Origin of the sequence: Pseudomonas sp. B21-047 (assembly GCF_024748775.1) — a bacterium.
Taxonomy (GTDB): domain Bacteria; phylum Pseudomonadota; class Gammaproteobacteria; order Pseudomonadales; family Pseudomonadaceae; genus Aquipseudomonas; species Aquipseudomonas capeferrum.
On record NZ_CP087169.1, the window covers coordinates 3510027 to 3534649 of the forward strand.

Sequence of the window (24623 nt, forward strand, 5' to 3'; positions counted from 1 at the left end):
GCCCTTGGAGAGTTGGCTTCTACAGAGCCTAGCTCAGATTTTCAGTGGTATTTGTGAAACACCACACTAGGTACGGGGTCGCGTTTGAAGGGCAGCTATGGGTCGAAAGCGGCCAGCCGGGACCGGCTGCTCTCGACCCAAGGCGGACCTGACCCAACGCTCTGTTGCCGGCGATGGGCCGCGAAACGGCCCCGGCATAAAGGTGACTGCTATGGGCCACTTCGCAGCTTGCTGCGCTCAACACTGCCGTACGAAGCGAATGCCGCTCCGTAACCCTGGCAGGCTACCTTCCTGAAATTCACCTTACGGTAGGAGGTTGATGGCTTAGTTCGCCATCACTTCGTCCAGTGCCTGCTCAAGGGTGCTGACCGTGCGCTCGATATTGTGCAGTTTTTCGAGCCCGAACAGGCCGATGCGGAAGGTCTGGAAGTCGGCCGGCTCGTCGCATTGCAACGGCACGCCGGCGGCTATCTGCAGGCCGTGAGCGGCAAACTTCTTGCCGCTCTTGATGTCGGCATCATCGGTGTAGCTGACCACGACGCCTGGGGCCTGGAAGCCGGCTGCGGCCACGCTCTTGAAACCTTTACCGGTCAACATGGCGCGCACCCGATCACCCAGCGCCTGTTGTTCGTCGCGGACCTTGTCGAAACCGTAGGCCTGCATCTCGTTCATCACGTCGTTGAATCGGGCGAGCGAATCGCTGGGCATGGTCGCATGGTAGGCGTGTCCGCCTTGTTCGTAGGCCTGCATGATCTGCAGCCACTTTTTCAGGTCGCAGGCAAAGCTGCTGCTCTGCGTGTGCTCGATGCGCTCGAGGGCCAATGCGCTGAGCATCACCAGGGCACAGCAAGGGGAGGCGCTCCAGCCTTTCTGCGGTGCGCTGATCAGCAGGTCGACTGCGCACTTTTGCATATCAACCCAAAGCGTGCCAGAGGCGATGCAGTCCAGCACGAACAGGCCACCCACCGCATGCACGGCGTCGCCGACGGCCCGCAGGTACTCGTCGGGCAGGATAATCCCTGACGAGGTTTCAACGTGGGGGGCGAAGACAATCTGAGGCTTGTGCGCCTGAATGGCCGCCAGCACTTCCTCCAGCGGCGGGGGCGCGTAGGCAGCCTGGCGCCCGGTGTCGACCGGTCGGGCTTTCAGCACCGTGGTGGCCGCCGGGATGTTGCCCGTATCAAGGATTTGGCTCCAGCGATAACTGAACCAGCCGTTGCGTATCACCAGGCATTGCTGGCCGGTGGCAAACTGTCGCGCTACCGACTCCATGCCGAACGTACCGCTGCCCGGCACTACCGCGACAGCTTCGGCGCCATAGACCTGTTTCAGGGTCTTGGAAATGTTCTTCATCACGCCCTGAAATGTTTGTGACATGTGATTGAGCGAGCGGTCGGTATAGACCACCGAGTACTCGACCAGCCCCTCAGGATCAATACTGGGATAAAGCCTCGACATGGAGTGACTCCGTTGGCAGAGATGTCAGTGGTATCGACCCTGCCTCAAGCCTTGGCAAATGACAAGACTTGGAGCCATACGCGAATGGCCCAGTACGTTCAGCGTAGTGGTACCACTTTCAATCACTCGGAAAATGCCTGCCGCCCGTGCAACCGCTTCCAGGGGAACCTGCCATCGACCGTTACCGCCAATCCACCCTGGGCGCGAAACTGCCCCGTAGCAGGCGCGAAAAACCGCGAGTCAGTATCAATCCCACACGTGCAATCAGTCAGAATCCTCCATGAATGCCAGTAACATATGGCGACAACACACCTACTTCAAGGGCTGCTATCGGCCAGGCGTAGTCAGTTGAATGTACCCGGAAAGCCCGGGAGAATTCAGTCCGCTTTGGCGAATTTGGCAAAGGTCATACCAATGGCACTGTGGTACCGAAATCGATGGCGCGCGGGTTTGCCACCTTCAACGCAGCGCGATCGACAGGAACGAGTCGATGACCTGGCTGCTGCTCCGCTCGGCCAGGTAATACAGGTACGTTTCAGTAAATACCACATCGCCAGCGATGCGGATGACTTTCAGGCAGGGGGCGCCAATGTATTCTGCCTCCGACACCGCGCCGATGCCGAGCTTGCGGATGACCGCTTCGCGCAGCGCCTCGCGGCTGCCGATTTCCATGGCCACCCGCGGGCTGACGTCAGCCTCATGCAAGGCCCGTTCCAGTGCCAAGCGGGTAGTCGAGCCGTGCTCGCGACGTAGCAGTGGCTGCCCCTGCAAGGCTTGCAGGGGCACTTCGTCATGCCTGGCGAAGGGATGTTCGACATGGACGAACAAGATAACCGGATGGCGTGCGTAGCGTTGGGCGACGAATGCCGGGTTTTCCGGCCGCCCGGCTAGTACACCGATGTCGCTCACGTAGTTTTCCAGATCGGCCAGCACCGAGGCCGAGTTGCCGACACGGATGGAGACATCGATTTGCGGATATCGGGCTTGGTAGCGGTCAACCATTTCGATCACATGGAACGGGCCAACCGCGCCAATGCGCAGTTGCCCGCGGTTGAGCTTGCCGGCGTCACGCAGCAGGTTGGTGGCTTCGGCATCGAGCAGCGCCAGTTGCCCTGCGATCGGCAAAAGTGCACGGCCCACGGTGGTCAGTTCGATACGGCGTCCGCGCCGGTGGAACAGTTCGACATTGAACTCGCGCTCCAGGGCCTGGACCTGGTTGGTAGCCGTCGGCTGGCTGACGCCGATGGCCCTGGCCCCGGCGCTGAAGCTGGCATGGCGGGCGACGGCAAGGAAAGTACGCAGGCGTGCAGAAGACATCCATAGATCCTTTGAATGGAAAGGGGGCAAAAACCATATTGAATTGATGCGGTGACTGTCACATGACAGCCCTAGCTTTGGCCTCACCAAAAACAACCCTGCGGTGACGCCATGATTTCCCTTGCCAACCTGCGCCGTTCTGCCCGCTTTATCCTGCTGCCCCTGATGTTTACGCCGGCAGTACAGGCCCAACAGACCCTGACCGTCGGCCTGATACCTTCCGAGGACTCTCAGGCAATGATCAAGAGCAGCCAGTTGGTGCTCGACCAGCTTGAGCAGCGTCTAGGCATGCCGGTCAAACCTTTCGTGGCCACCGACTACAACGGCGTGATCGAAGCCCTGCGTGCCGGCAAGCTGGATGTGGCCTACCTGGGTCCGTTTTCGTACGTGCTGGCCAAACAGATGGCTGATGCCGAGGCGTTTGCCGTGGCCGTGACCCGCAAGACCGGCAGCAGCGCCTACCACAGCCTCATCATCGCCCGTAACGACAGTGGCATTCGCAGCTTGCAAGGCCTGCAGGGGAAGACCTTCGCCTTCGTCGACCCCAGCTCGGCTTCTGGGCACCTGTTTCCCAAGGCGGGCCTGGAGCAGGCTGGCCACGATCCGAAGACCCTTTTCTCGCGGGTGATCTTCTCTGGATCACACGACGCGAGCATCCTCGCCGTGGAAAACCGCAAAGTGGACGCCGCAGCGGTGGCCGATCGCATCCTCGCTAGCGCGGTGCACAACGGGCAGGTTAAACAGCAGGACTTCCACGTGGTGTGGACCTCGCCGGACATTCCCGAATCGCCGATGGTCTGGCGCAAAGGCCTTGACCCTGAGTTGCAAGCCAAGCTGCGCAGTGCATTCGCCGCGATCAAGGATGTGCCCTGGGGCGACCAGGGCATGCTCGACGGTTTTCAGCCCACCAGCGACGCGGCTTATGACGTGGTTCGCGATACCGCCAAGGTGCTTGATCTCGACCTGCGGAGGCTGAAATGATCCGCATCCAGCAATTAAACAAGGGCTATGCCGATAACCCGGTGCTGCGTGGCATCGACCTGCAGGTCCAGGCCGGCGAGTTCCTGGTCATCCTCGGTCAGTCCGGTGCCGGAAAATCCACCTTGCTGCGCTGCATCAACCGCCTGGCACACGCCGACAGTGGCGTGCTGGAAGTCGGCGGCGTGGACGCCATGCAGGCTTCCCAGCAGCGGGAACTTCGCCGGCGCGTAGCGATGATTTTCCAGCACCACAACGTGGTGCCGCGCCTGTCGGTGTTGAAAAACGTGCTGACCGGGCGTCTAGCGTATTGCAGCACTCTGGCCTCGCTGCTGCAGCTGTTCCGACGAGAGGACGTAGCCCTGGCCCATGATTGTTTGGGCCGCGTCGAACTGAGCGACAAGGCCAGCGCGCGCGCCGATTCGCTGTCTGGCGGACAACTGCAGCGGGTCGGCATCGCCCGGGCACTGGCCCAGCGCCCCGATGTGATCCTGGCTGACGAACCCGTGGCCAGCCTAGACCCGAAAACGGCACACCTGGTGATGCGTTATCTGCGCGAGGCGACCCGCACCCTCGGCATCACGGTGGTGTGCAACCTGCACCAAGTGGATCTGGCACGGGCCTTCGGCGACCGTATCGTCGGCTTGGCCAGTGGCCGCCTGGTATTTGATGGTCCGGCGCAGGCCTTGGATGACGCTGCGCTGCAGCGTATTTACCACAGTGCCGCGCCTCGCCAGCCAGGCGATACCCCGCTTGCTGAAAATCTTGCCATCGCTAGTGGCACGAGGGCCTGAACATGAATCCACGTACTCACCAATGGCTGGTGCGCACGCCGGCCACATCACGCGGCTGGCTGGGCAGCGCTGCATTGCTGGTGTTAGTCCTGTGCATCCTGCATTTGAGCGCCGAGGGGGCGCAGTTGAGCTGGACCGAGCTGGCCAGCGGCCTGCCACAGATTGGCGACTTTCTCGGCCGCTCGCTGCCGCCGGACCTGAGCATCCTGCCAAGCCTCTGGCACCCAGCGCTGGAAACCCTGCAGATCGCGCTGTGGGGCACTTTGCTGGGGATTGTCGGCGCCATCCCGCTGGGCTTGCTTGCCGCGCGCAATCTGCACAACAAGCGTTGGCTGTATCAGGGTACTCGGCAACTGCTCAATGTGATTCGTAGCATCAACGAACTGATCCTGGCGCTGGTGTTCGTTTCGGCAGTCGGTCTGGGCCCATTCCCTGGCGTGCTCGCTTTGGCACTGCACGGTGTGGGCATGCTTGGCAAGTTCTTCGCCGAGAGCGTCGAGGAAATCGACCAAGGTCCGATCGAGGCCTTGCAGGCAACCGGCGCTCGGCCGCTGCAGGTGATTATCTTCGGTGTGTTACCGCAGGTCATCACTGCCTGGATTGCCGTGGTGCTCTACCGCTTCGAGGTCAACCTGCGTTCGGCGACCGTGCTGGGCATGGTCGGTGCGGGCGGCCTTGGGTTCGAGCTGGTCAGCAGCTTGAAGCTATTCAAATACCAAGAAACTGCGACCTGCATCCTGCTGATCACCCTGATGGTGGTACTGGCAGACCTGCTTTCCAGCCGGCTGCGCCAAGCCATCCAGGGCTCAGCCCGTCACTGATCCTGTTCCCCCGGCCTTACCCTCTGCGCCCTTCGCTTGCGCAGGGGCGGGGCTTGCCTGGAGAAACCGCGATGCCTGCTGACGCTGTTATCGGTCTCGCCGATACCTGCCTGCGTTTAAACGATTGGAACGAAAGCTGCCAGCCGACGAGCATGGCTGCACCTTCCAACAACAATAAGGAACTGTCCATGCCTGCCTGTTTCCATAATCCTGTCTCGACCGTCTTCGGCGCTGGCAGCCTGGAGCGGATCGCCGACCTGTGCCCGGGCAAGGTCGCCTTGGTGACCTTCCCCGAGGCTGTGCAGTTGGGGCTGGTGGAGCGGGTGCGCGGCCTGCTCGGCGAGCGCCTGGTTTGTGTGATAGACAATGTGCAGCCGAACCCGGACGTGGCGTGGTTGCGCGAAGTCCACGAGCGTTTCTGGGCCGACCATGGCGATTGCGACAGCGTCTTCGCCTTGGGCGGTGGCAGCGCCATCGATACGGCCAAAGCGTTGATCGTAGGGACCGCCTCGGGGCACTTCGATGAACTGCTGGAGTTGTTGGCCAGTGGCAAACCGTTCACTCCGGCTCGGCACAAGCGGCTGATTGCCGCGCCGACCACGGCGGGTACCGGCAGCGAGGTCACGCCGTGGGCCACGCTGTGGGATGCCGGCCGGCAGAAGAAGTACTCCCTGCATTTGCCGTGCACCTGGCCTCAGGTGGCGTTGATCGACCCACAGCTGATGCTCAGCGTACCCGGCGGAGTGACAGTGTCCACCGGGCTGGATGCGTTATCACATGCCCTGGAAGCGATCTGGAACCACAACGCTAATCCTATTTCGGACACCTTTGCAGTGTCGGCCATCGAGGACATCCTGGACTGCCTGCCGCAGTTGCAGCAGGACCTGGGCAACCCCGAGCTGCGCACACGCATGGCGTTGGCCGCGCTCAAGGCCGGGATGGCGTTCTCCAACACCAAGACGGCCCTGGCCCATTCCATCTCGTATGAAATGACCCTGCGCCATGGGCTGCCCCATGGCATCGCCTGTTCGTTCACCCTGCCGATGGTCCTTGGCCTGGCCTGGGGCCGTGACGGCCAACGCGACCGTACCCTGCAGAAGGTTTTCGGCCCTGACCTTGACGCCGCCCAGCAGCGCTTGCGGGGTTTCTTGCATCGCTTGGGCGTGCGCACCGAGTTTGAAGATTACGGCGTGACAGCCGCCGAAGCCGAAGCGATGATCGATGACGCCATGCAGGGTCCACGCGGACGCAATTTCATCGGCTCTCAAGCCGCCTGACGCATCACGCTTTTCCTCCCGCACCGAACAAGAGTGCCGACTCGCCGCGCCCCCGTGCCGGCGGCAGCGAACAAAAGGAAACCGTCATGAACCGTGCACAAACACTGCCTGGCTCGATCCCGACTACCATGCCGTTCCGCCTGGCCCAGTGGCGCATGCTGCTGGCTGCCATGTTCTGCTACCTGTTTTTCTACACGGGTCGTCAGACCTTCGGTTTTGCCATCCCTGGTATCCAGGCCGAATTCGGCCTGAGCAAGGAGACGCTCGGTTGGGCCTCCAGCGCGATGTTGTGGATGTACGCGATAGGCCAGGCCATCAATGGCAACCTGGCCGACAAATTCGGCGGGCGGCGCATCATGACGCTGGGCGCAGTGTTGTCATGTGGCGCCAACTGGGTGACCAGCTTCGCTGGCGGCTTGCTGAGCCTGGTGCTGCCCTGGGGCGTCAACGGCTACTTCCAGGCACTGGGCTGGGCGCCGGGCAGTCGCCTGCTGTCGAACTGGTGGAGCGCCGCCGAGCGGGGCAGGGTCTACGGCTTCTACGTGTTCGCAGCCGGGTGTGCCTCGGTGTTGTCGTATGTCACCTCGGTGGTCATTCTCGATGTGTTGCACCTGGAGTGGCGCTGGATCTTTCGCCTGCCCGTGCTCTTGATGCTGGCAGGAGGCATCGTCTTCTACCTGGTGGCCCGGGAGCGGCCGCAGGACATGGGTTACCCGGCGCTGGACAACACCGGCGTGGCCAATGCCCAGGACCGCAGCAGCGAGGCCACGCAGACGGACCAAGAGACCTCGCGGCAACGCTACCTGGCGGTGCTGAAGAACCCGCGCTTGCTGGTGGCTGCGGTTTCTCTCGGCTTTCAGAACGCCGCTCGCTACGGCTTGATCGTCTGGGTCCCGGTGCACTTCCTCGGTGCCAACTGGCAGAAGGGCGACAGTTTCATCGACCCCAAGTGGATCACCGTCGCCTTGCCCGTGGGTATGGCGGTCGGAGCACTTAGCAACGGCTGGGTCTCGGACAAGCTGTTCGGCAGCAAGCGGTACCTGGCGATCATGCTGTACATGGTGCTTGGCGCACTCACCAGCCTGTGGATGTGGAGCCTCCCGGCGCACAGCGCAGTCGGTCTGCTAGCGTTGTTCCTGTGCGGCTTCTTCGTCTATGGGCCGGCATCGAGTTTCTGGGCACTGTGCCCGGACCTGGTAGGTGCCCGCCGCGCCGGTACTGCGACCGGCATCATGAATTTCTCATCGTATCTCTTCGCCGGGCTGGCTGAGCCGCTGATCGGTCGTATGCTCGATACAACCGGCAATACGTCGCTGATTTTCATCGTGGTCACCACGGCTTGTGCCTGCAGCGCGCTGGTTGCGCTGTTCGTACGCCGTTGAGGGCGCCACCATGCTTTCAGCTTGCAGCTGTTTCTTGATCGAGAGAAGCCATGTACCAGTACCACAAGTGGTTGCGGTCCTTTCATGCAGTCGCCAGCACAGGCAGCTTTACCCAGGCGGCGCAGTTGCTGAGTATCGGCCAGCCCACCATCAGCGAGCAGGTGAGCGGGCTGGAGAAGCGGTTTTCGGTGGAGTTGTTCCATCGCCGCGGCCGCTTCATCGAACTGAGCACAGCTGGCCGCCAGCTGTACGACATCACCCAGGGTCTGTTCGGCCAGGAAGACGAGGCATTGCAACTGCTGCAGAGCTTCCACCAGCGCAAGCAGGGCATGCTGCGGATCGGCGCGGTATCACCTCCCATCGCCATGAGCCTGACCTACGAGCTGATGCAGCATTATCCGCAGATCGAGCTGGAAACCTCGTTCAGCAGCGAGGCCGGGACATTGGAGCGGCTCTACAACTTCGACATCGACCTGGCGATCCTCGCCTTGTCGGAGTTCGACCACCGGCTCAGTACGCGGTTGTATCGCACCTGTCCGATTCTTGCGGTGGTTCGCGACGATCACCCTTGGGCCGGGCAAGCCAGTGTGAGCGTGAAGGAGATAGCCGGTCAGCCAGTGGTGTTGCGCGAACCGGCCTCGCGTACTCGCCAACTGGTAGAAGAAGGCTGCCGCCAGCATGCAGTGGCGTTGGACTGCGCCATGCAGTTGAACAGCCGCGAGGCGATTGTCCATGCAGTGGTGCACGGCATCGGTGTGGGTTTCGTCTCGGCTGTAGAGCATGCCGATCGGCCGGGTACGCGCTCAATCGCCTTCGCCGAGGACCCGTTCCATATCAGCTACTTCCTGTGCTGCCTGGCCATCCGCCGTAAGCGGCCAATCATCGGCGAATTGTTCGATTCGTTGACCAATCACTGATTCAAGCGCTCAACGCCAGCGCGCTACCGTGCTAGGCGGGCTTCGCTCATCGCTTTTTCACTCAAGGAGCAATGTCATGAACTATCAGCAACCCAAGCAACTGCAGGCCGTGATTCTCGATTGGGCCGGTACCGTGGTGGATTTTGGCTCATTTGCACCGACCCAGATCTTCGTTGAAGCCTTCGCCGAGTTCGGCGTGCAAGTCAGCCTGGAAGAAGCCCGCGGCCCAATGGGCATGGGCAAGTGGGACCATATCCGCACGCTGTGCGACCTGCCGGCCATCGCCGAGCGCTATCGGCTGGCATTCGGCCGCACGCCCACCGACAACGATGTGACCGCTATCTACGAACGCTTCATGCCGTTGCAGATCGAGAAAATCGCCGAGCACTCGGCGTTGATCCCTGGCGCTCTGGAGGTCATCGAGCAATTGCGCGCAAAGCACCTGAAAATCGGCTCATGCTCTGGCTATCCGGCAGTGGTAATGGATAAAGTGGTGGCGCTGGCCAGGACCAAAGGCTACGTGGCCGATCATGTGGTCGCTACCGATGAGGTGCCGAACGGGCGCCCCTATCCGGCGCAATCCTTGGCCAACGTCATTGCCTTGGGGATCAGTGACGTGGCCGCATGCGTCAAGGTCGACGACACCTGGCCTGGGATCCTCGAAGGCCGCAGTGCCGGAATGTGGACGGTTGCCCTGACTTGCTCGGGCAATGCGCTTGGCCTGACATACGAACAGTACAAGGCACTGCCGGAGGCAGAGCTTGAGCAGGCGCGCACGCGCATTGGCCAGATATTCGAGGGCGCACGGCCGCACTACCTGATCGATACCATTGCCGAGTTGCCGGGAGTGATCGCCGATATCGAAGCGCGACTGCAACAAGGTGAGATGCCCCAGAGCGTCTGACGCTAAGAGGGTACCGATTGAAGAAGTCGCGCAGCGTTTGGGCTATACGTCTCAGGCGGCGTTCAGTCGGGCGTTCAAGCGTGTTACGGGTAAGACGCCTGGGTTGAGTCGCAGATTGAGGCAGTCGGCTGCCACCTGAAACTGAGTGGAATCAGTGGGGGGGCATAATGGGCGGCTTTGGGTCGACAAGCCGCCTTCCACGAACGGCAGCTTTCGACCCATAGCTGCCCTTCAAACGCGACCCCGTGCCTAGTTCGCGGGCAAGAGAATCACGAAGTTCTTTTTCATGTCTTCCAACACGGTCCATTTGCCCTTGGCGCCCGGTTCGATAATGAACGTGTCGCCAGCAGCTAGTGTGATGGGGGCGCAATCCTCAAGCTCGATGACGCAGCATCCACTCAGGACATGGCAGAACTCCCAAACTTTGTAGTCGATGCGCCACGCGCCGGTGCTGGCTTCCCATTCTCCGGAAATGCGACCTTGCTGTTCATCGTGATAGTACTTGGACGTCAGCGTATGAGGGGTGCCTTCCACGACCGCTTCAAAAAAGGGAAGGTCGCGCACCGGTTGAATATCCAGTTCGCGGAACACCGTCAGTTTCTTGTTCATGGTTTTTTCTCGAGCACGTTGTGGGTAGGGCGATACATCAAATAGGCTTCACCGGTTACGCCTAGCATCGGGTGCGGAACGATCTGGCAGGTTTTAACCATCTGAAAACCGTGACGTTCGTAGAAGCGGCGTGCAGCGTGGTTTTCTTCATAATCGATCAGGCATAGCCCATCCAGGCCAGCGGCCTCAGCGCGCTGCTGGGCGTGGCCAAGAAACTGGACACCCAGCCCCTGGCTACGCCAGGCCTCATCCAGGGCCAGGCTGGATATGTACAAGGTGTCGGGTATTTCCATATCGGAATAAGGCGCGAGGACCGGGTCTGTCTCGACAGGCCTGTCACGGGTCTCGCGCAAGGCATAGCTATGCATCATGCCGATGACGCGCCCTTCGAAAGTAGCCATCAGGCAGTTCTTGTAGGAAAAGTCGCCCTGCTCCCTGGCATAGCGAGACGCACCGACACTCAGCAATGCCTCTCCAGGTGCGGCAAGCTTGCTCCATATGTAATCGGCCATGCCCTCCGATGTCAGTTGAAAGAAGCGCGCAATATCGTGCGCGTCCGAGGCTTGAGCGGGTCTGAAGTCGACAGGCATGTACTGCGCTCCCATGGGATCGGCTGGTTAGTTGTTCAAGGATTACGCCTTTGACAGGGTGGCAGGGTAGCCGGGTTGAACGATTCCCATCATGCTCGGGGCGAACACCGTCAGCACGGCGTGCGACGCTGCCCGGTGCTCAAAGGCAAGTGGCCGCCTACTCAACGACCAGGCCGTTGATACACGCCATCCAGCCACCGCCGGCCTCGTATATGTGGTTTCGCGGGCCTACCTAAGTCAGAACTTCGCCCGCAACGCCACATTGAAATTGCGCGGCTCACCGTAGAAATTCCAGTAATTAGTATTTCCCAGGGTCTGGTAGTACTTCTTGTCGAACACGTTATCAAGGTTGTACTGCAGCTCCAGGTTGCGGCTGATCTCGTAGATGGCGTGCAGGTTGGTCAGGTGGTAGGCATCCTGCCGGATCTTGTAATCCTTGCCGACCTCGGTCTGAGTCATCTTGCTCTGGGCGTAGAAGCTGCCACCTACACGCAGCTGGTTGAGCGTACCTGGCAGGCGGTAGTCGGTTGCAACCTTGAACAAATGGCGTGGCGAGGCGCCGTTGAAGTCTTCGCCTTTCTGCTCGCCCCCCATGTACTTGGACTGGGTATAGGTGTACCCCGCCGATACGTTCCAGTTCGGCAGCACCTCACCGGTCAGCTCCAGCTCGATACCTTTGTTGCGCACTTTGTCGGACGCCCGGTAGCAAGCCCAGGTCTGCGCACAGGTCACGCGCTCGGCACGGCCGGTCTGGTCCGCCTGGAACAGCGCGATAGCGGTTTGCAGGCGCTTGTCGAGGAACTCTCCCTTCAAGCCGATCTCGTAGTTGCTGCCGGTCATCGGCAAAAGCGTTGTGCCCTCCGCATCCTGCGCGCTCTGCGGCTTGAAGATTTCGGTATAGCTGGCGTAGGCCGACCAGTTTTCGTTCAGGTCCTGCACCAGGCCCGCATAAGGGGTGACTTCGCCACTTTTGGAGAAGTGCTTATGGTCTGAGGGTTCACGCACGCCATTGGTGTCATCAAGCGAATCGTGGCTGTACCAGCTCAAGCGGCTGCCGAGAATAAACGTCGTGCTGTCGGTGAGACTGAACCGGCTGGCCACATACACGCCCTTTTGCTCCTGGGTGCGGTTGTATTGCCATTGGTTGACATTGAGGGCGGTCGGTGTAGGTGGGTCAAACGCTGCCAGGTTGTTCATGTCGACGATGTAGCGGTAGCTAGCATCGCGCCCGCCGTGGTAGTCGAAGTCGTCCTTGTTCCAGTTGCCACCCACAATCAGCTCATGCTGGCGGCCCAGCAGCTGGAACGGGCCCGTGAAATAGCCATCGATGCTGGTCTGGGTGTCATCGAAGTGAAAGTGGCGCGGATTGAGGGTGAACAGGTCGGTGCCACCGCCTGGGTAGGTGTAGTTACCCAGGAAATCCGACTTTGCCCACATCTGGTTGACTGCCACCACACCCTTCCAACCGTTGGCAAAGGTGTGCTGGATATCGGCGAACAGGGTGGTATTGCGCTTGTCCAGGTGGTTCCAGTCACCGGTCAGCGAGGTAGAACGCGACATCGGATAGAACGCGCCGCTCTCCTTGCTGGGCAGGCCCGACCAGTCATAACCGGAGTTGCGTTCCTTCTGGTAGGTAAAACCGAAAGTGGCCAGGGTCGACTCATCCAGGTCGACCTCGATGATGCCGTAGAACAGCTGGTTTTCTTTCTGGGCCGTGTCCAGGTAGCTGTTGGCATTGTTGTAGGAAAGGACCGAGCGGCCGCGCAGGGTGCCGGCTTCATTCAGCGGCGCCGACAGGTCGAGCATGGTCTTGTAGTTGTCCCAGGAGCCAACCGAGGTTTCGATCAATGCCTGAGGCTCGGCCGTAGGCCGCTTTCGGACCAAGTTGATCGAGGCGGACGGGTTACCCGCACCTTCCATCAGGCCGGTGGCGCCCCGCACCACTTCTACGCGGTCGTAGATGTCGGTGTTGGGCTTGGAAATGGTGTCCATCGAGTACGGGTTGCCGATGTTGGTAGGCACGCCATCGATCTGCAGGTTTTCGACCGTCTGCCCGCGAGCCTGGTACAGCGAGCGCTCGCTCCCGTTCTTGATGATGGTGACGCCGGTGGCGTTACGCATGACGTCGTCGAGGTTTTGCATGTTCTGGTCATCCATGCGCTGGCGGGTGACCACGGTGACCGACTGCGGCGTTTCGCGCAGGCTCATCGGCAGTTTGGTGGCGGTGGACGAACGCCCCGTCGCGTAGGCCCCGGTGCCCTCGGTCAAGTCGCCCAATCCCTGACTGGAGATAGTGGTGCTGCCCAGGGTCACGGCACCGGCAGCGTTTTCAACCTGACGCACCAGCTGAAATTCCCGCTCGCCGGTGCCCACCGCCTCCACGCCGCTGCCCGCCAGCATCTGCGCCAGCGCCTGCTCGACACGGGTGGCGTGCACCACCTGGCCCTGCTTATTGGCGGTGAGCGTGGCATCACCGCCAATCAACAACCCTGCCTGTTTGGCCAGCAGGTTCAGTTGCTGTGCCAACGGCCCGGCCGGAATGTCGAACATCGCGCGCTGCATTGCTGCGCCGTTGCTTTCGGCCTGGGTGGTGGCAGCGTGACTGCCAAGGGCAAGGAGGATGGCCAAAGTCAGCGGATGAGGGCGCGAAAAAGCAGGATGGCGAAGCAGCATGAAAGGGTCCTTCCGGAAGTAGGATGAAGTAGCGTCATCCCACCAAGCGCATGAGCGTCGCAAAACCAGAAAAAGAATTATGAAATTTCTTCAGCGCGCCTCGATGGAGACCCACCAAGGCAAGGTGCGCACCACCCGAATGGGTAACGCACGCTCGAGCATGGCCAAGGTGCGGTCGGTGTCCAGCAGCGGGAAGGTACCCACCGCACGCAAGTTGTTCAGCACAGGGTCGATGCCCAGGTGGCCGTGACGGTGTTCGCGCAGAACGTCGACTACCTGGCCCAACGGCATGTCCTCCGCCACCAGCACGCCACGGCTCCAGTCCTGGCGCAGAGCCTGCGCAGCTGTTGATGCGCCTGCCTGTTGCGCATCGAACACGAGCATTTGCCCGGCGCCCAGCGTAGTGCGCACACCACTGCCGGCGCAGGTTGCCTGCACCGAGCCTGCAAACACACTCAAGGTCGTTGCCAGCCCCTGATCCCGTACGCTGAACCGCGTGCCGAGTGGCCGCATCCGCCCTGCCCGCGTCTCGACGAACAGTGGTCGTGAGTCCTCGCCGGTCTCGATCAGGATTTCGCCGCGGTACAGACGCAGTTGCCGCACGCCTTCATCGAACTGCACATCCAGTGCCGTCCCGCCGTTCAGCCACAACTGACTGCCATCGGCCAGTGTAAGCGGCCGCACGTCCCCCACGCTGGTGCGATAGGTGGCGAACCAGGCGCGTGGCGAGTCCACCCAACCGCGCTGCCAGCCGCCCCACCCCAACATACCACCCGCGCCCGCTACGCAAAGGCTGCCGAGCACGGCACGACGCGAATGCCGGTGACTGCGAGCGTTGTCGAACACCTGCCGGGCCAGTTCTGCCTGGCCATCGAGGTTGCCGAAGCGCTGGTTGATGTTTTCTACATAGGACCACGCCAGGCGATGCCGCGCATCCTCGGTCAGCCAGGCTTGCCATTGCGCCTGTGTTGCTGCGTCATGCCCTGCTGCGTGCAGCCGCGCGAACCACCCTGCCGCCGCTTGCAGCACGCCATGGTCGAGTTGCCCCCGGCTCATGCCAGCGAATCATCCAGTTCGGCTTCCAGCAACAGGCACTGGTACATCGCCTGAGCCAGGTAGCTGTTCACACTGCGCTCGCTCACGCCCAACTGCTCAGCGATCTCGCGTTGCTTCATGCCCTGCAGTTGCGCCATGGAGAACGCGTCGGCCACCCGCTTGGGCATGCGCTCGAACATCGCCTGCAGTTGTTCCAGTGTTTCGAGGATGACCGCCTGCTGCTCCAGCGAGGGTGCAAGTTGCTCGGGCTGGGCGGCCAACACGTCCAGATAAGCCTGCTCCACCCGCCGCCGCCGCCAGAAGTCGACACACGCATTGCGCGACATGCGCCCCAGATACGCGCGGGCATGCTCGTGGTCATTGAAAGCCCGGGGTTTGGTCAGCAACCGCACGAACACATCCTGCGCCAACTCCGCAGCATCGTGGGCATTGCCGAGCTTGCGCTGCAGCCACTGGCGGATCCAGCCGTGGTGGGCGCGGTAGAGGTTCTCCAGGTCGGAGCCAGCAGTGCCGGGAGAAGCGGTCATGGGAACGGCGCCTAGGGTTGCTAATGCGAATAATTAGCAATTCTAGCGTTGATGCGGATTTCGGGCAATTGGCCAGGTCGGCATCATCTTCTTAGTCATCGTGGCGGCTGTGCAGGCGCGCGGCCGCTTAGTTTATACAACGCGATATCGGGCCATGCACCAAGGGGTTCGCGCGCAAAACCTGCGGGACAATTGGCCTGAAACAAACGTAGGAGCGAGCGATAGCTCGCGATGCGCCGCGCGGGCGGCGCTCGATCTGGTAAGCGCCAGAAATGTCATGACGAACACCTCCAAGCCCACTCCGAACTCAACAGTATGACCGTCCGCTCAGGGTCGAAAGCGACAAGTCGGGAACGGCTGCTTCCGACCCAAAGCTGCCCTTCACGAAGGCGGACAGCTAGGTTCTGTATAAAAGTTTTGTGGGAGCGGCGATGCGGCGATCCCACAATAATGGATGACCATACTTTTCGTACAGAGCCTAATAAGCGTTAGGGAAGCAAGCCTGCTAGTAAGAGCGCTTCCCGAGGATGTACCAAGGAGTCGATTGTGCGCTCGGGACAATTGCGAGCAGAATCCAGCCGTCTTTGAGCAACTCATTGGCGGACGCCTGGCCAAGCACCTCGATAACTTCAGTAGCTTCGTGCAATAGCATGGTGTGATTCAGCCTTCTAGAAAATGTTGAGCGGGTAGCTGACGATCAGGCGGTTCTCGTCGTAATCGCTGGCGTTGAAACTTCTTCTGACGCTGGAGTTTCGCCACCGCACGGCCAAATCCTTCAGCTTGCCGCTCTGGAACACATAACCCAGCTCGGACTCACGTACCCATTCCGCCCCGTCGTGGACATTCCTCAGTTCCACGTTATCGCCATGCACATAGCGCGTCATGAAACTCAAACCAGGGATGGCGTAACCCACAAAGTTGAGGTCATAGCGAACCTGCCAGGACCTTTCGCGGGGATTGTCGAAGGCGTGGTTGAAGGTGTTGTTCGCAAGGTAAATGCCGCCGGTCCCGCCGATGCGCATCCATCCGGTATCACCCGAAACATTTTGCAGCCCGATACTGATCGAGTGCTGAGCGATGTTGAGGCTGAACAGAGCGGAAGCCGTCTGGTTATCCAGCGGGCCTGCCTTTGCAGCCCCCGCATCCTTGCCCCAGAAATAGCCAAGGTTTGAGGTGAGCGATACCGTTTGGCTGAGCTGCCATTTCTGGATCAGCCCAAGGTAGTGCTGCTTGTAGATGTCTTCCAACTCCCCCGACCAGAGCCGGACAGTCGTATTCTTGGAGCTGGAGCGGTAGTCAGCGCCCAGGAATTTGAACGAATCTGACTGCGCTGAGCCGAATGAGAGGTCCTCCATGGAGGAGTCATTTCGAAGGCTGGTTTTGGTGAACTCTCCTGCGGAAAACGACCAGTTCTTGAGCGCTTGCGAAGCGATCTGAGCGCCGCGGAAAGTCTGCGGCAGAGCCCTGAAATCGTCTGCGGTGACGATCGGGAAATTGGGCATCCATTCGCCGACCTTGACCTCGGTGTTCGACAGCTTCGCCTTTAACGCAACCCCAAGCCTGCCGAAACTTCCCGCTGGGTCACCATCGTCATCCTTGGGCAGCAGCAGCGCACCGTACTCCCCTGCGCCTCCATCAAGCTTCACTGCATACTTTCCCAAGACATCCACGCCGAAGCCAACGGTGCCCTGTGTAGATCCTGACTTGAGATCAAAGATAAAACCCTGCGTCCACTCACGAGCATGACTCTGAGTGACACCCGGCGCAGTGAAATTGCGTTCAAAAAAGAAGTTTCTGAAGGTCAGTGTGGCGCGGGTGTCTTCCACGAATCCTTCAGCCCACACATTGATAGGCAGAAGCAGAGCAGGAATGACGAGCACGAGGATTTTGCGATTTGCATGAGTGTTCAAGACCGGTCCCCTGTTGTTTTTATTGAAGGGCTTTTTTGGTCTGTCATCGCCGGTTGAGCGGGCGAATGCCGTCCTTCCGGGAAAACGGATCGTTGTTCGTGTGTGAATCAGAATCCGAATCGAAAGATGCCAAGACCCTGATGCGCAGGGCCCTGGCAGGTGTTTCAGCTGTAGGCCAACACCGAGAATGCTTGATGTTGGCCTTGGCTTGGGATCAGACCAGGCCAGCGCTGCGCAGGGCGTCAGCGATTTCCTTGTCGGCGCCTTCGGCCAGAGGCAGCAGCGGCGAACGCACGGTGGCGTGATCCAGGATGCCGCGGGCAACCAGGCCGTGTTTCAGGGCCACGGTGCCTTCCATGTGGGAACCGCGGTGGTAGACATTGCGGGTTACCGGCAGCAGCTTGTCGTGAATGGCGCGAGCAGCTGGGTAGTCGCGACGCTTGCCAGCAGCGATCAGCTCGATCAGCGGCTCAGGGGTCAGGCCACCATAGCCGACCAGGGCACCGTCCACGTCGAACATGGTGTGCAGCAGGTATTCGTCATGGCATGTCAGAATCTGCAGGTCCGGCACTTCACGACGGATTACTGGGATCTCGGTGTCCCAGCGACGCATGTTACGAACACCGTTCTTCATGGCGAAGACACCAGGCTGCTTGGCGATTTCCAGCTGGGTTTCCAGGTCGTAGGTGGCCTTGGTCACGTCTGGGTACTGGAAGAGGATCAGCGGCAGACCGCTCTCTTCGTAGATGGCCTTGTAACGGTCCTGGGCGGCGCCTTTTTGGTAGCCGAAGCGCAGCCACCCGTGAGATGGGTACACCAGGCCAGCGGCAGCACCGTTGTCTACAGCGCGTTTGGCTTCTTCAGCGGCGACTTGCGTACCTTCGCCGGTGATGCCGGCGATGATTGGCAGACGGCCGCCAACCGATTCTTTGAAAGCCTGGATAACGCGGCCTTGTTCGGCCTGGGTCAGGAAAGTACCTTCACCAGCGTGACCCAAAACAACCAGACCTTTGACGCCTTCGATGCTGCCCAGCCACGAGCCCAGTTTCTGAATGGCTGCGTAGTCAACTTCACCGTCACGAGTGAACGGAGTCACTGGAGCAGGAACGAGGCCTTTCAGGTCGATGGTGTTTTTAGTGCTCATTTTTATTACCTCTGGTTTAGTTAATTTTCGCAACTAACGCATGCGCGGGCGCAAAACAAACATTGATGTGTTCTGAAGTTACTGCTAAGTCAGGTACTGCCGATTGAAGCTTTAATTGAAGCTTAAGGCGAAAGCTCTTCCAAAATCCGCCCTTTGGTTTCAATTGCGAACAAAGCTGTGACTATTGCCGTGATCAGAAGTACTACTGCGAAAGTGCCGAATACGTACTGAACACCAACACCGGAAACTGTAAAGCCAACAATGAGGGGGCCAAGTGCCGAACCCATTCTCAACCAAGCACTGCCCACACCAGTTCCCAAAGCGCGCAGTCGAGTTGGATAAAGCTCTGCCGAGTACAGGTAGAGAGAGAACGTAACTGTTTGTACCAATGCGTATCCCAAACCTGCCAGGGCCAAAATCTTCAGTGGTGCACTGGCGCCAGTAGTTGCCAAGATTGCCAGTGGAATGGCAGCCAAGAACAGTGCTCCCACATACCAGCGGCGACGGCCAACTTTGTCAATAAGCAGTGCGCAAATTACTGCGGCGACTACACCCCCGGCCGAAGTCATGAACCCGTAAGCCAAACTTGTTTCAAGCGGCAAGTTGAAGTGCTGGCGATAAAGGGTTGGCAGCCAGGTAATTAAACCATTGGCGACCATGTAGGAGCCGAACCACAATGCCCAGATCACTAGCGAGCGTTTGAAGTACATGCCTTGGAAAAGCTCTTTCCACCCCAAATCATTTTTGTCCGTCTGGATCTGCGGCACCTCCACAGGTGGTTGGAGCTTTTTGCCGGCTTTCAGCGCGCTGTTTTCCAGCCGGGTGACGATTCGATCAGCTTCGTCCAAGCGGCCCTTGGAGGCCAGCCAACGCGGCGATTCAAACAGGAAGAAACGCAACGGTATCAGCAGCATCGCGGGAACAACTCCCACTGCGAACATGGCTTGCCAACCGTAGATCGGTACCAGGAAGTAACCAATGATCCCGGCCCCGACCAAGCCCAGCAGGAACATGACCTCGTAAAGAAGGAAGAATTTTCCTCGTTTCTTCGAGCCGATTAGCTCGTTGATATAGGCACTGGCTACAGGTACCTCTCCTCCCGTGCCGATGCCTTGAATGAACCGGAACACGATCATCATCGCTGCGCCAGAGGCGAACAAGCAGGCCACGTCCATGGACACGAACAGTAGAATGGTGAAGGTCAGCACCTTCATACGCCCGAGCTTTTCGGCGAGCCAGCCAAAGATCAGCGCACCAAACAGTTGGCCCAGATAGCCCGCAGAAAGGATCATGCCGATCTGCGCACCGCTCAAGCTCCACTCCTTGGCCAGCACTGGCATTGCGTAGGCGATCGCAATGACGGTGTAGCCATCAAAGAATGTCGCGGCACCAATAATGTTCCGAGCCCAGAAAACCTGCTTCGTAATTGGGAGCCGCTCTAACCTGGCGCTTATATTGGCCTGGCTTTTAACCATGTCTGGCAAGGGTTCGGTTTCTACTTGCTGCATTAACATAGCACTTCCTTTTATTATTTTTGCGTTTTTCGGGGACGAGCAAAAGCTTGCCGCGGTAAACACAGTGCAGTGGCGCAGTTCATCTAAAAGCTGTTTTTGAATCAGCTCTGACTTATCACGCTATGTAATCAGTTTTTCGAAAACGACCACTTCATAGCCCGGTCCACGACGGCAGCGAAAAACGCGAGGAAGTTTTTGAGTGGACGTAGAAAGCGTCGTTTGAGAACAGCGACAACGGCCACGTCGGGCAGCGTCGGTAGTAGCGAAGTACCGCGTTTCAAAGATAGAGGCGACACTGTTGAATTGGGTGCGAATGAAAGCTTGCCTCAGGTGTGAACTGGGCGTAGCACGCGAAGGATATGATCCAATCACGGAGAGACTGACATTACTGCGGTTGCCTAGGTCTGAGTAGACGGCACGCTTGGGGCAGGCATGTAAATTAGCAATCTGTTTCATATTTCTTCGCGCCTTATTGTTTTTTCGGATTGCGAAAGTTTTTTCTTATTTTTAAAAAGAATATCACCATCAGTACTCAAGGCCCATCCTTTTTTGGGCCCTTCTACTGCTTTTTTATTCCTTTATGTCATGTTCGTTCCCTTTGACATTCCATTCGCTTTTATGAGGTGTTTCTAACCAGCGCTGCGGCTCTTTAAGAGCCCCACTGACCGCCCACCGAGCCGATCAAACGGGCGCTGTGAATCATCTGGTTGGTCTGAACCTTTTGCAGCTTGCGCTGAGCTTCCAGGTCCAGAGTCTGCGCAGTGAGAACCTCCAGGTAGCTGATGGCACCTTCCTTGTAGCGCTGCGTGGCCAGCGTCGTGGCACGCTGTGCTGCGCCGAGCGCGTCGTTCTCATCCGATGCTTGCCGCTCCAGGTGGTTGAGCATTGCAAGGTTGTCCTCAACCTCGCGTATCAGGTGCGCCAATCGAAAGCTCGAAAAGGTGCAGAGGTCGGTCGATCAACGGTTGGTGCACACGTCAGCCAGGCGACGATAGGAAACGGTCTTCACTGCGCCCTGAGAATCCTCGTAGGTCATGGTGGCCTCAACGACCTGGCAGATCGGCGCGTTTGGCTCGCTCAGCTTGATGACCTTCGCAACATCCAAGCTCTCGCCGTACTCATACGGCGCTGGATCGGCGTTGGCAGTGACCGACAGGGCACTTGCCGAAGAAATTAGGCAAAAGAGGACGGAGTGTTTGAACTTGCTCATCTCAGGGCACTCTTTTTTATGACCGAGCCTGAATGCTAAATCCCGGGGTGCGTGAAAAGTTTGTCCTTTGTGGGACGGTTTGTGTGTGTGATGCACCTGATATCTGTCAAACCTGTCAGAAATGTATCAGCCCTGTATCAGGCTGGTTGTTCGGCTCTTTTCAAAATGCCGCCCGTACCTTAGGCTGAAAGGATTCGAGCCCATCAGATGGTTTACAAATGAGTTCCAGTCAGCACATTGCAATCGTTGATGACTACCCGGACATCCGGGAGCTGGTTGCGCAATATTTGACCCAGGAAGGGTATCGTGTGTCAGCTATGGCTGATGGGGTTGCACTTAGAGAACTGCTTGATAAGGATTCACCAGACTTAATTATTCTTGATGTCATGATGCCAGGTGAAGATGGGTTAAGCCTGTGCAGGCACATCCGCTCTCGCTCTAATACTCCCGTTCTTTTTTTAAGTGCACGCACAGAGGACTTAGACGTCATTCTCGGTCTTGAGATGGGCGGCGATGACTACCTGAAAAAACCCTTCAATCCCCGCGAATTGTTGGCTCGGGTCAAAGCCCTGCTCCGTCGGGCCACGCCCGCAAGCGAGACTGCTTCCAGCCTAGTGGAGGGGTCGATCCGCTTCGGTGAATGGGTGCTCAACTGCAAGCTAAGAGAGTTATGTGGCGCTGACGGCGTATCGGTATCACTGAGTGGGACTGAGTTCAGATTACTGGCTGCGCTATTAGAAAGGCCCGGTGAAATTGTAACGCGCGACGAACTTATAAACAAAGTTTCTGGCCGAACTAGCGAACCATTCGATAGAAGTATCGACAACCAAGTTAGCCGACTTCGCAGAAAAATTGAGCCTGACCCTAAAAACCCGATTTACATCAGAACCCATTGGGGCGGCGGCTATGCATTTGTGCACCCGGTTTCCAAATCAACATGAAATTACGAAACCCAAATCTAGCCGCAAGATTCATCGGGCTCATTCTTTTGGCACTGATAGTCTCGCAAGCGCTGACCCTCAGTATTTTTTGGGACGAGCGCGCGGGGGCGCTTAGGGAGGTGGCGAAGTCTGACTTTCTGAGTCGAACCTCATCACTGGCCTCACTCCTGGACCGAATGCCCGTGGACGAGCGGAAAGTGACGCTTCAAGTCAGCAGCACCGCTTACGAGCGTTTTTGGCTGTTTCCAGCCTCGCCGAGCCAGCCTTCAGAGTGGTGGAAGTTCGCTCGCCAGCATCTGCTTGAGCCGTTGAGCCATGGGCAGCCGCTGGGAACTATCCCTATGCAGTTCCGAAGCGAAGATGAGGTTCCACCGGCAACGATTGATGCGACAGCTGCGTGGTCTGTGCCAAGCGAAGCTTTGTGGCCCTCCACCCGAACGGCCAGGTTCATCTACTTGCCGCAGCTCAATGTCATGGGGGTGGCCACACCGCTGAATGATGGCACATGGTTACATGCCGCTTATGCTAAACCGGTCACGGACTCTCCGTTTAGTCGCCGAGCATTGGTATCCCTGGGTATCACCGCGCTGGCCCTAACCTTGATTGCCGTATTGATCGCTCGGGGTATCAGCCAGCCACTGCGAGATTTAGCGCGCGCTGCCCAGCGATTGGGCCGAGGCCATTCAGACACGGAGCTGCGCGAGCACGGCCCGGAAGATATCCGTCGCACCGCCCAGGCCTTCAACCAGATGCAACGCAGGATTCAGCGCTTTGTCGATGATCGCACGCGCATGCTGGCCGCGGTGGGCCACGACCTTCGAACCCCGTTGACTTCGCTCAGGCTGCGCGTTGAGTTCATTCAGGATCCCGAGATACAGCGCAAGATGCTTGCGACCCTGGACGAGATCACGGCGATCACTGAAGCTGCAATCGGGTATGGCCGTGACAACGCTGTGATCGAGCCAACCAGGACGATGGACATCGGGACCTTGGTTGAAAGCTTGTGCGAAGACTTGGTCGCCTTGGGGATGGCCGTGTCTTTCTCCTGCAACTCAAAAGTCATTTTGGAATGCCGGCCTGACGCGCTGCGGCGAGCTATCCGAAATCTCATCGAGAATGCTGTGAGGTACGGTGAGAGCGCAGTTGTCCGCGTTTACAGTGCTGATAAGCACGTTCACATTTCGGTGAAGGACAAGGGAAACGGTATTCCTGCTTCTGAGCTTGAAGCTGTTTTCAACCCGTTCTATCGGTTGGAGCACTCCAGAAACCGTAATACTGGTGGGGTCGGCCTCGGCCTCTCCATCGTGCGCTCCATAGCCCGTCAGCATGGCGGCGAAGTCAATCTGTTCAACCACCATGGAGGGTTGGAAGCGCTCATTTCGCTCCCTGAAAACTAGCCTGGCCGCTGAAATCCGAGGTGGGATGAAAGATTACCTGATGCTATTCTTTTTGAACGATTTTTTCGCATTCCGAAAACAACAATTACACCAGGTAGATATCGCGCATGGCTCCTAGAACTTCAACAAAAAGCGAAACACCCGCCGCCGACGAGGATAAAAATCAGCGCAGTACAGTGCAGTCCCTTGCCAAAGGATTTCGAGTCTTGGAGGCTTTCACAGCGGAAAGCGACGAGCTGACCCTGAGCCAGATCGCTGCCAAGGCCGATCTCGATCCAGGCACGACCTACCGTATGCTGAATACGCTGGTGGACCTCGGCTATGTTTCTCGAATTCCTGAGAGCAAGCGGTTCTCCCTCACGCTCAAAATCCTGAACCTAGGCTTTCACGCCATTGCTCACACGGACCTGCGCAGTCTGGTTCGCCCTGTGTTGAGGGGACTGGTCAGCGAAACCAGTGAAGCTGCAAGCTTCGCCGTGCTGCAAGGCGCAGACGTCCTCTACCTGGAGCGTGTCAGGGCCGGTATCACTCGGCTTGGAGTGGACATTCGCATTGGTACAACGGTGCCGGCCTGCCAGACAGCGATAGGCCAATCGATCCTCGCGTTCCTTCCTGATCACGAGGTTGAGCGCATCAAGGAGCTTTCCTCGTCCACATCCTTCATGAGCAAATCCCTCTCTCGACCATTGTCCGAGGTGTTGGAGCAGATTCGTAAGGATGGGTACATCATCACAGACTCGCTGTTCGCCGAGGGCCTGCGCATCCTGGCGGTTCCAGTCTTGGATATCGATGGATACCCAGTTGGCGCTATCAGCATTGCAGCGCCGGCAGTGCGGTGCACCACAGAGGAACTTGAACGTCGTGCGCTGTCCGTGACCGTCGCTGCGGCGAAGAATATCGGGCGAGCACTACAGGCTAGTGGGAGCATCAATTCCAGCCCATAAGACTACCGCTAAGCGATCCCCTTAATAGGTCGAACAGCTTCTCATGCACGCGGACTGGGGTATGGCCTAACCCCGGACGCCACCCGCGGAAATTTACGTCGCCTATTTGGGGAGCACCATATACCTATTCGGCAGGGAACGTTCTTCGTCGACCTCCTCCGATCGTACCCTCAGCAAGCCGCCGAGTGCTCGGGCGACCCCTTGCGGCCGCATAAATGACCGAACATCGCACAATAGTTCGATAACCGCACCAATTCCTC

General features: G+C 58.9%; 22 protein-coding genes and 1 pseudogene. 11 read left to right on the top strand and 12 right to left on the bottom strand.

The genetic code is table 11. The annotated features are described in order from the left end of the window. Positions 1-324 precede the first annotated feature (324 nt). Together LOY26_RS15830 and LOY26_RS15835 are read right to left on the bottom strand one after the other, a co-directional pair. Positions 325-1458, bottom strand: coding sequence for an aminotransferase class V-fold PLP-dependent enzyme (locus tag LOY26_RS15830; protein ID WP_258713802.1), 1134 nt, complete (start codon positions 1456-1458; stop codon positions 325-327). 459 nt (positions 1459-1917) lie between these two features. After that, positions 1918-2775 (bottom strand): LysR substrate-binding domain-containing protein, encoded by an 858-nt coding sequence (locus tag LOY26_RS15835; protein WP_258713803.1) that lies wholly within the window; start codon positions 2773-2775, stop codon positions 1918-1920. 111 nt (positions 2776-2886) lie between these two features. Here LOY26_RS15835 and phnD point away from each other — a divergent pair, with 111 nt between their 5' ends. The 8 genes and pseudogenes from phnD to LOY26_RS15875 all read left to right on the top strand — a co-directional run. Next, positions 2887-3756: a phosphonate ABC transporter substrate-binding protein gene (gene phnD, locus LOY26_RS15840; RefSeq protein WP_186663083.1), complete on the top strand. Its 870-nt coding sequence runs from the start codon at positions 2887-2889 to the stop codon at positions 3754-3756. Further along, on the top strand, positions 3753-4547 hold the full coding sequence (gene phnC, locus LOY26_RS15845) for a phosphonate ABC transporter ATP-binding protein (RefSeq protein WP_186663082.1): 795 nt from the start codon (positions 3753-3755) through the stop codon (positions 4545-4547). Before phnD ends, phnC begins: the two co-directional genes overlap by 4 nt. Before the next feature lie 2 nt (positions 4548-4549). After that, complete coding sequence (phnE, locus tag LOY26_RS15850; protein WP_258713804.1) at positions 4550-5368, top strand: phosphonate ABC transporter, permease protein PhnE; 819 nt, start codon at positions 4550-4552, stop codon at positions 5366-5368. Between the two features lie 188 nt (positions 5369-5556). Further along, positions 5557-6645: an iron-containing alcohol dehydrogenase PsrA gene (gene psrA / locus LOY26_RS15855; protein ID WP_186663080.1), complete on the top strand. Its 1089-nt coding sequence runs from the start codon at positions 5557-5559 to the stop codon at positions 6643-6645. Positions 6646-6731: 86 nt separating this feature from the next. After that, on the top strand, positions 6732-8027 hold the full coding sequence (locus tag LOY26_RS15860) for an MFS transporter (protein WP_258713805.1): 1296 nt from the start codon (positions 6732-6734) through the stop codon (positions 8025-8027). Positions 8028-8077: 50 nt separating this feature from the next. Beyond that, on the top strand, positions 8078-8944 hold the full coding sequence (locus LOY26_RS15865) for a LysR substrate-binding domain-containing protein (protein WP_186663078.1): 867 nt from the start codon (positions 8078-8080) through the stop codon (positions 8942-8944). Positions 8945-9020: 76 nt separating this feature from the next. Then, positions 9021-9848 carry a phosphonoacetaldehyde hydrolase gene (gene phnX / locus LOY26_RS15870; RefSeq protein ID WP_186663077.1) on the top strand — a complete coding sequence of 276 codons (828 nt, stop codon included), beginning with the start codon at positions 9021-9023 and terminating at the stop codon, positions 9846-9848. Between the two features lie 4 nt (positions 9849-9852). Next, positions 9853-9987, top strand: a pseudogene (locus LOY26_RS15875) (helix-turn-helix domain-containing protein); the annotation flags it as partial. A 110-nt stretch (positions 9988-10097) separates the two neighbouring features. Here the strand turns inward: LOY26_RS15875 and LOY26_RS15880 are convergent. The 10 genes from LOY26_RS15880 to LOY26_RS15925 all read right to left on the bottom strand — a co-directional run bounded on the left by LOY26_RS15880 (position 10098) and on the right by LOY26_RS15925 (position 21081). After that, positions 10098-10457 carry a cupin domain-containing protein gene (locus tag LOY26_RS15880; protein ID WP_186663086.1) on the bottom strand — a complete coding sequence of 120 codons (360 nt, stop codon included), beginning with the start codon at positions 10455-10457 and terminating at the stop codon, positions 10098-10100. After that, positions 10454-11047: a GNAT family N-acetyltransferase gene (locus LOY26_RS15885; protein WP_258713806.1), complete on the bottom strand. Its 594-nt coding sequence runs from the start codon at positions 11045-11047 to the stop codon at positions 10454-10456. Before LOY26_RS15885 ends, LOY26_RS15880 begins: the two co-directional genes overlap by 4 nt. A 237-nt stretch (positions 11048-11284) precedes the next feature. Next, positions 11285-13720, bottom strand: coding sequence for a TonB-dependent siderophore receptor (locus LOY26_RS15890; RefSeq protein WP_258713807.1), 2436 nt, complete (start codon positions 13718-13720; stop codon positions 11285-11287). A gap of 90 nt (positions 13721-13810) precedes the next feature. Further along, entirely contained in the window at positions 13811-14776 is a 966-nt protein-coding gene (locus LOY26_RS15895; protein WP_258713808.1) for a FecR domain-containing protein, read from the bottom strand. Beyond that, entirely contained in the window at positions 14773-15303 is a 531-nt protein-coding gene (locus LOY26_RS15900) for a sigma-70 family RNA polymerase sigma factor (RefSeq protein ID WP_186663090.1), read from the bottom strand. The genes LOY26_RS15895 and LOY26_RS15900 overlap by 4 nt, the downstream gene beginning before the upstream one ends. Before the next feature lie 668 nt (positions 15304-15971). Next, a complete protein-coding gene (locus tag LOY26_RS15905; RefSeq protein ID WP_258713809.1) occupies positions 15972-17213 on the bottom strand; it encodes an OprD family porin in 1242 nt (413 codons plus the stop codon). Between the two features lie 214 nt (positions 17214-17427). Further along, entirely contained in the window at positions 17428-18357 is a 930-nt protein-coding gene (locus LOY26_RS15910; protein WP_196135580.1) for a dihydrodipicolinate synthase family protein, read from the bottom strand. Between the two features lie 122 nt (positions 18358-18479). Continuing rightward, positions 18480-19865, bottom strand: a complete 1386-nt coding sequence (locus LOY26_RS15915) for an MFS transporter (protein WP_258713810.1) — start codon at positions 19863-19865, stop codon at positions 18480-18482. A gap of 655 nt (positions 19866-20520) precedes the next feature. Next, on the bottom strand, positions 20521-20796 hold the full coding sequence (locus LOY26_RS15920) for a TolC family protein (protein ID WP_258713811.1): 276 nt from the start codon (positions 20794-20796) through the stop codon (positions 20521-20523). 33 nt (positions 20797-20829) lie between these two features. Then, positions 20830-21081: a DUF2790 domain-containing protein gene (locus tag LOY26_RS15925; RefSeq protein ID WP_258713812.1), complete on the bottom strand. Its 252-nt coding sequence runs from the start codon at positions 21079-21081 to the stop codon at positions 20830-20832. Positions 21082-21299: 218 nt separating this feature from the next. On the opposite strand from LOY26_RS15925, the gene LOY26_RS15930 reads away from it, so the two are divergent. The 3 genes from LOY26_RS15930 to LOY26_RS15940 all read left to right on the top strand — a co-directional run bounded on the left by LOY26_RS15930 (position 21300) and on the right by LOY26_RS15940 (position 24363). Next, positions 21300-22022 carry a response regulator gene (locus tag LOY26_RS15930; RefSeq protein WP_258713813.1) on the top strand — a complete coding sequence of 241 codons (723 nt, stop codon included), beginning with the start codon at positions 21300-21302 and terminating at the stop codon, positions 22020-22022. Beyond that, positions 22019-23419 (top strand): cell wall metabolism sensor histidine kinase WalK, encoded by a 1401-nt coding sequence (locus tag LOY26_RS15935; RefSeq protein WP_258713814.1) that lies wholly within the window; start codon positions 22019-22021, stop codon positions 23417-23419. The genes LOY26_RS15930 and LOY26_RS15935 overlap by 4 nt, the downstream gene beginning before the upstream one ends. A gap of 107 nt (positions 23420-23526) precedes the next feature. Beyond that, complete coding sequence (locus LOY26_RS15940) at positions 23527-24363, top strand: IclR family transcriptional regulator (protein WP_258713815.1); 837 nt, start codon at positions 23527-23529, stop codon at positions 24361-24363. Positions 24364-24623 lie beyond the last annotated feature (260 nt).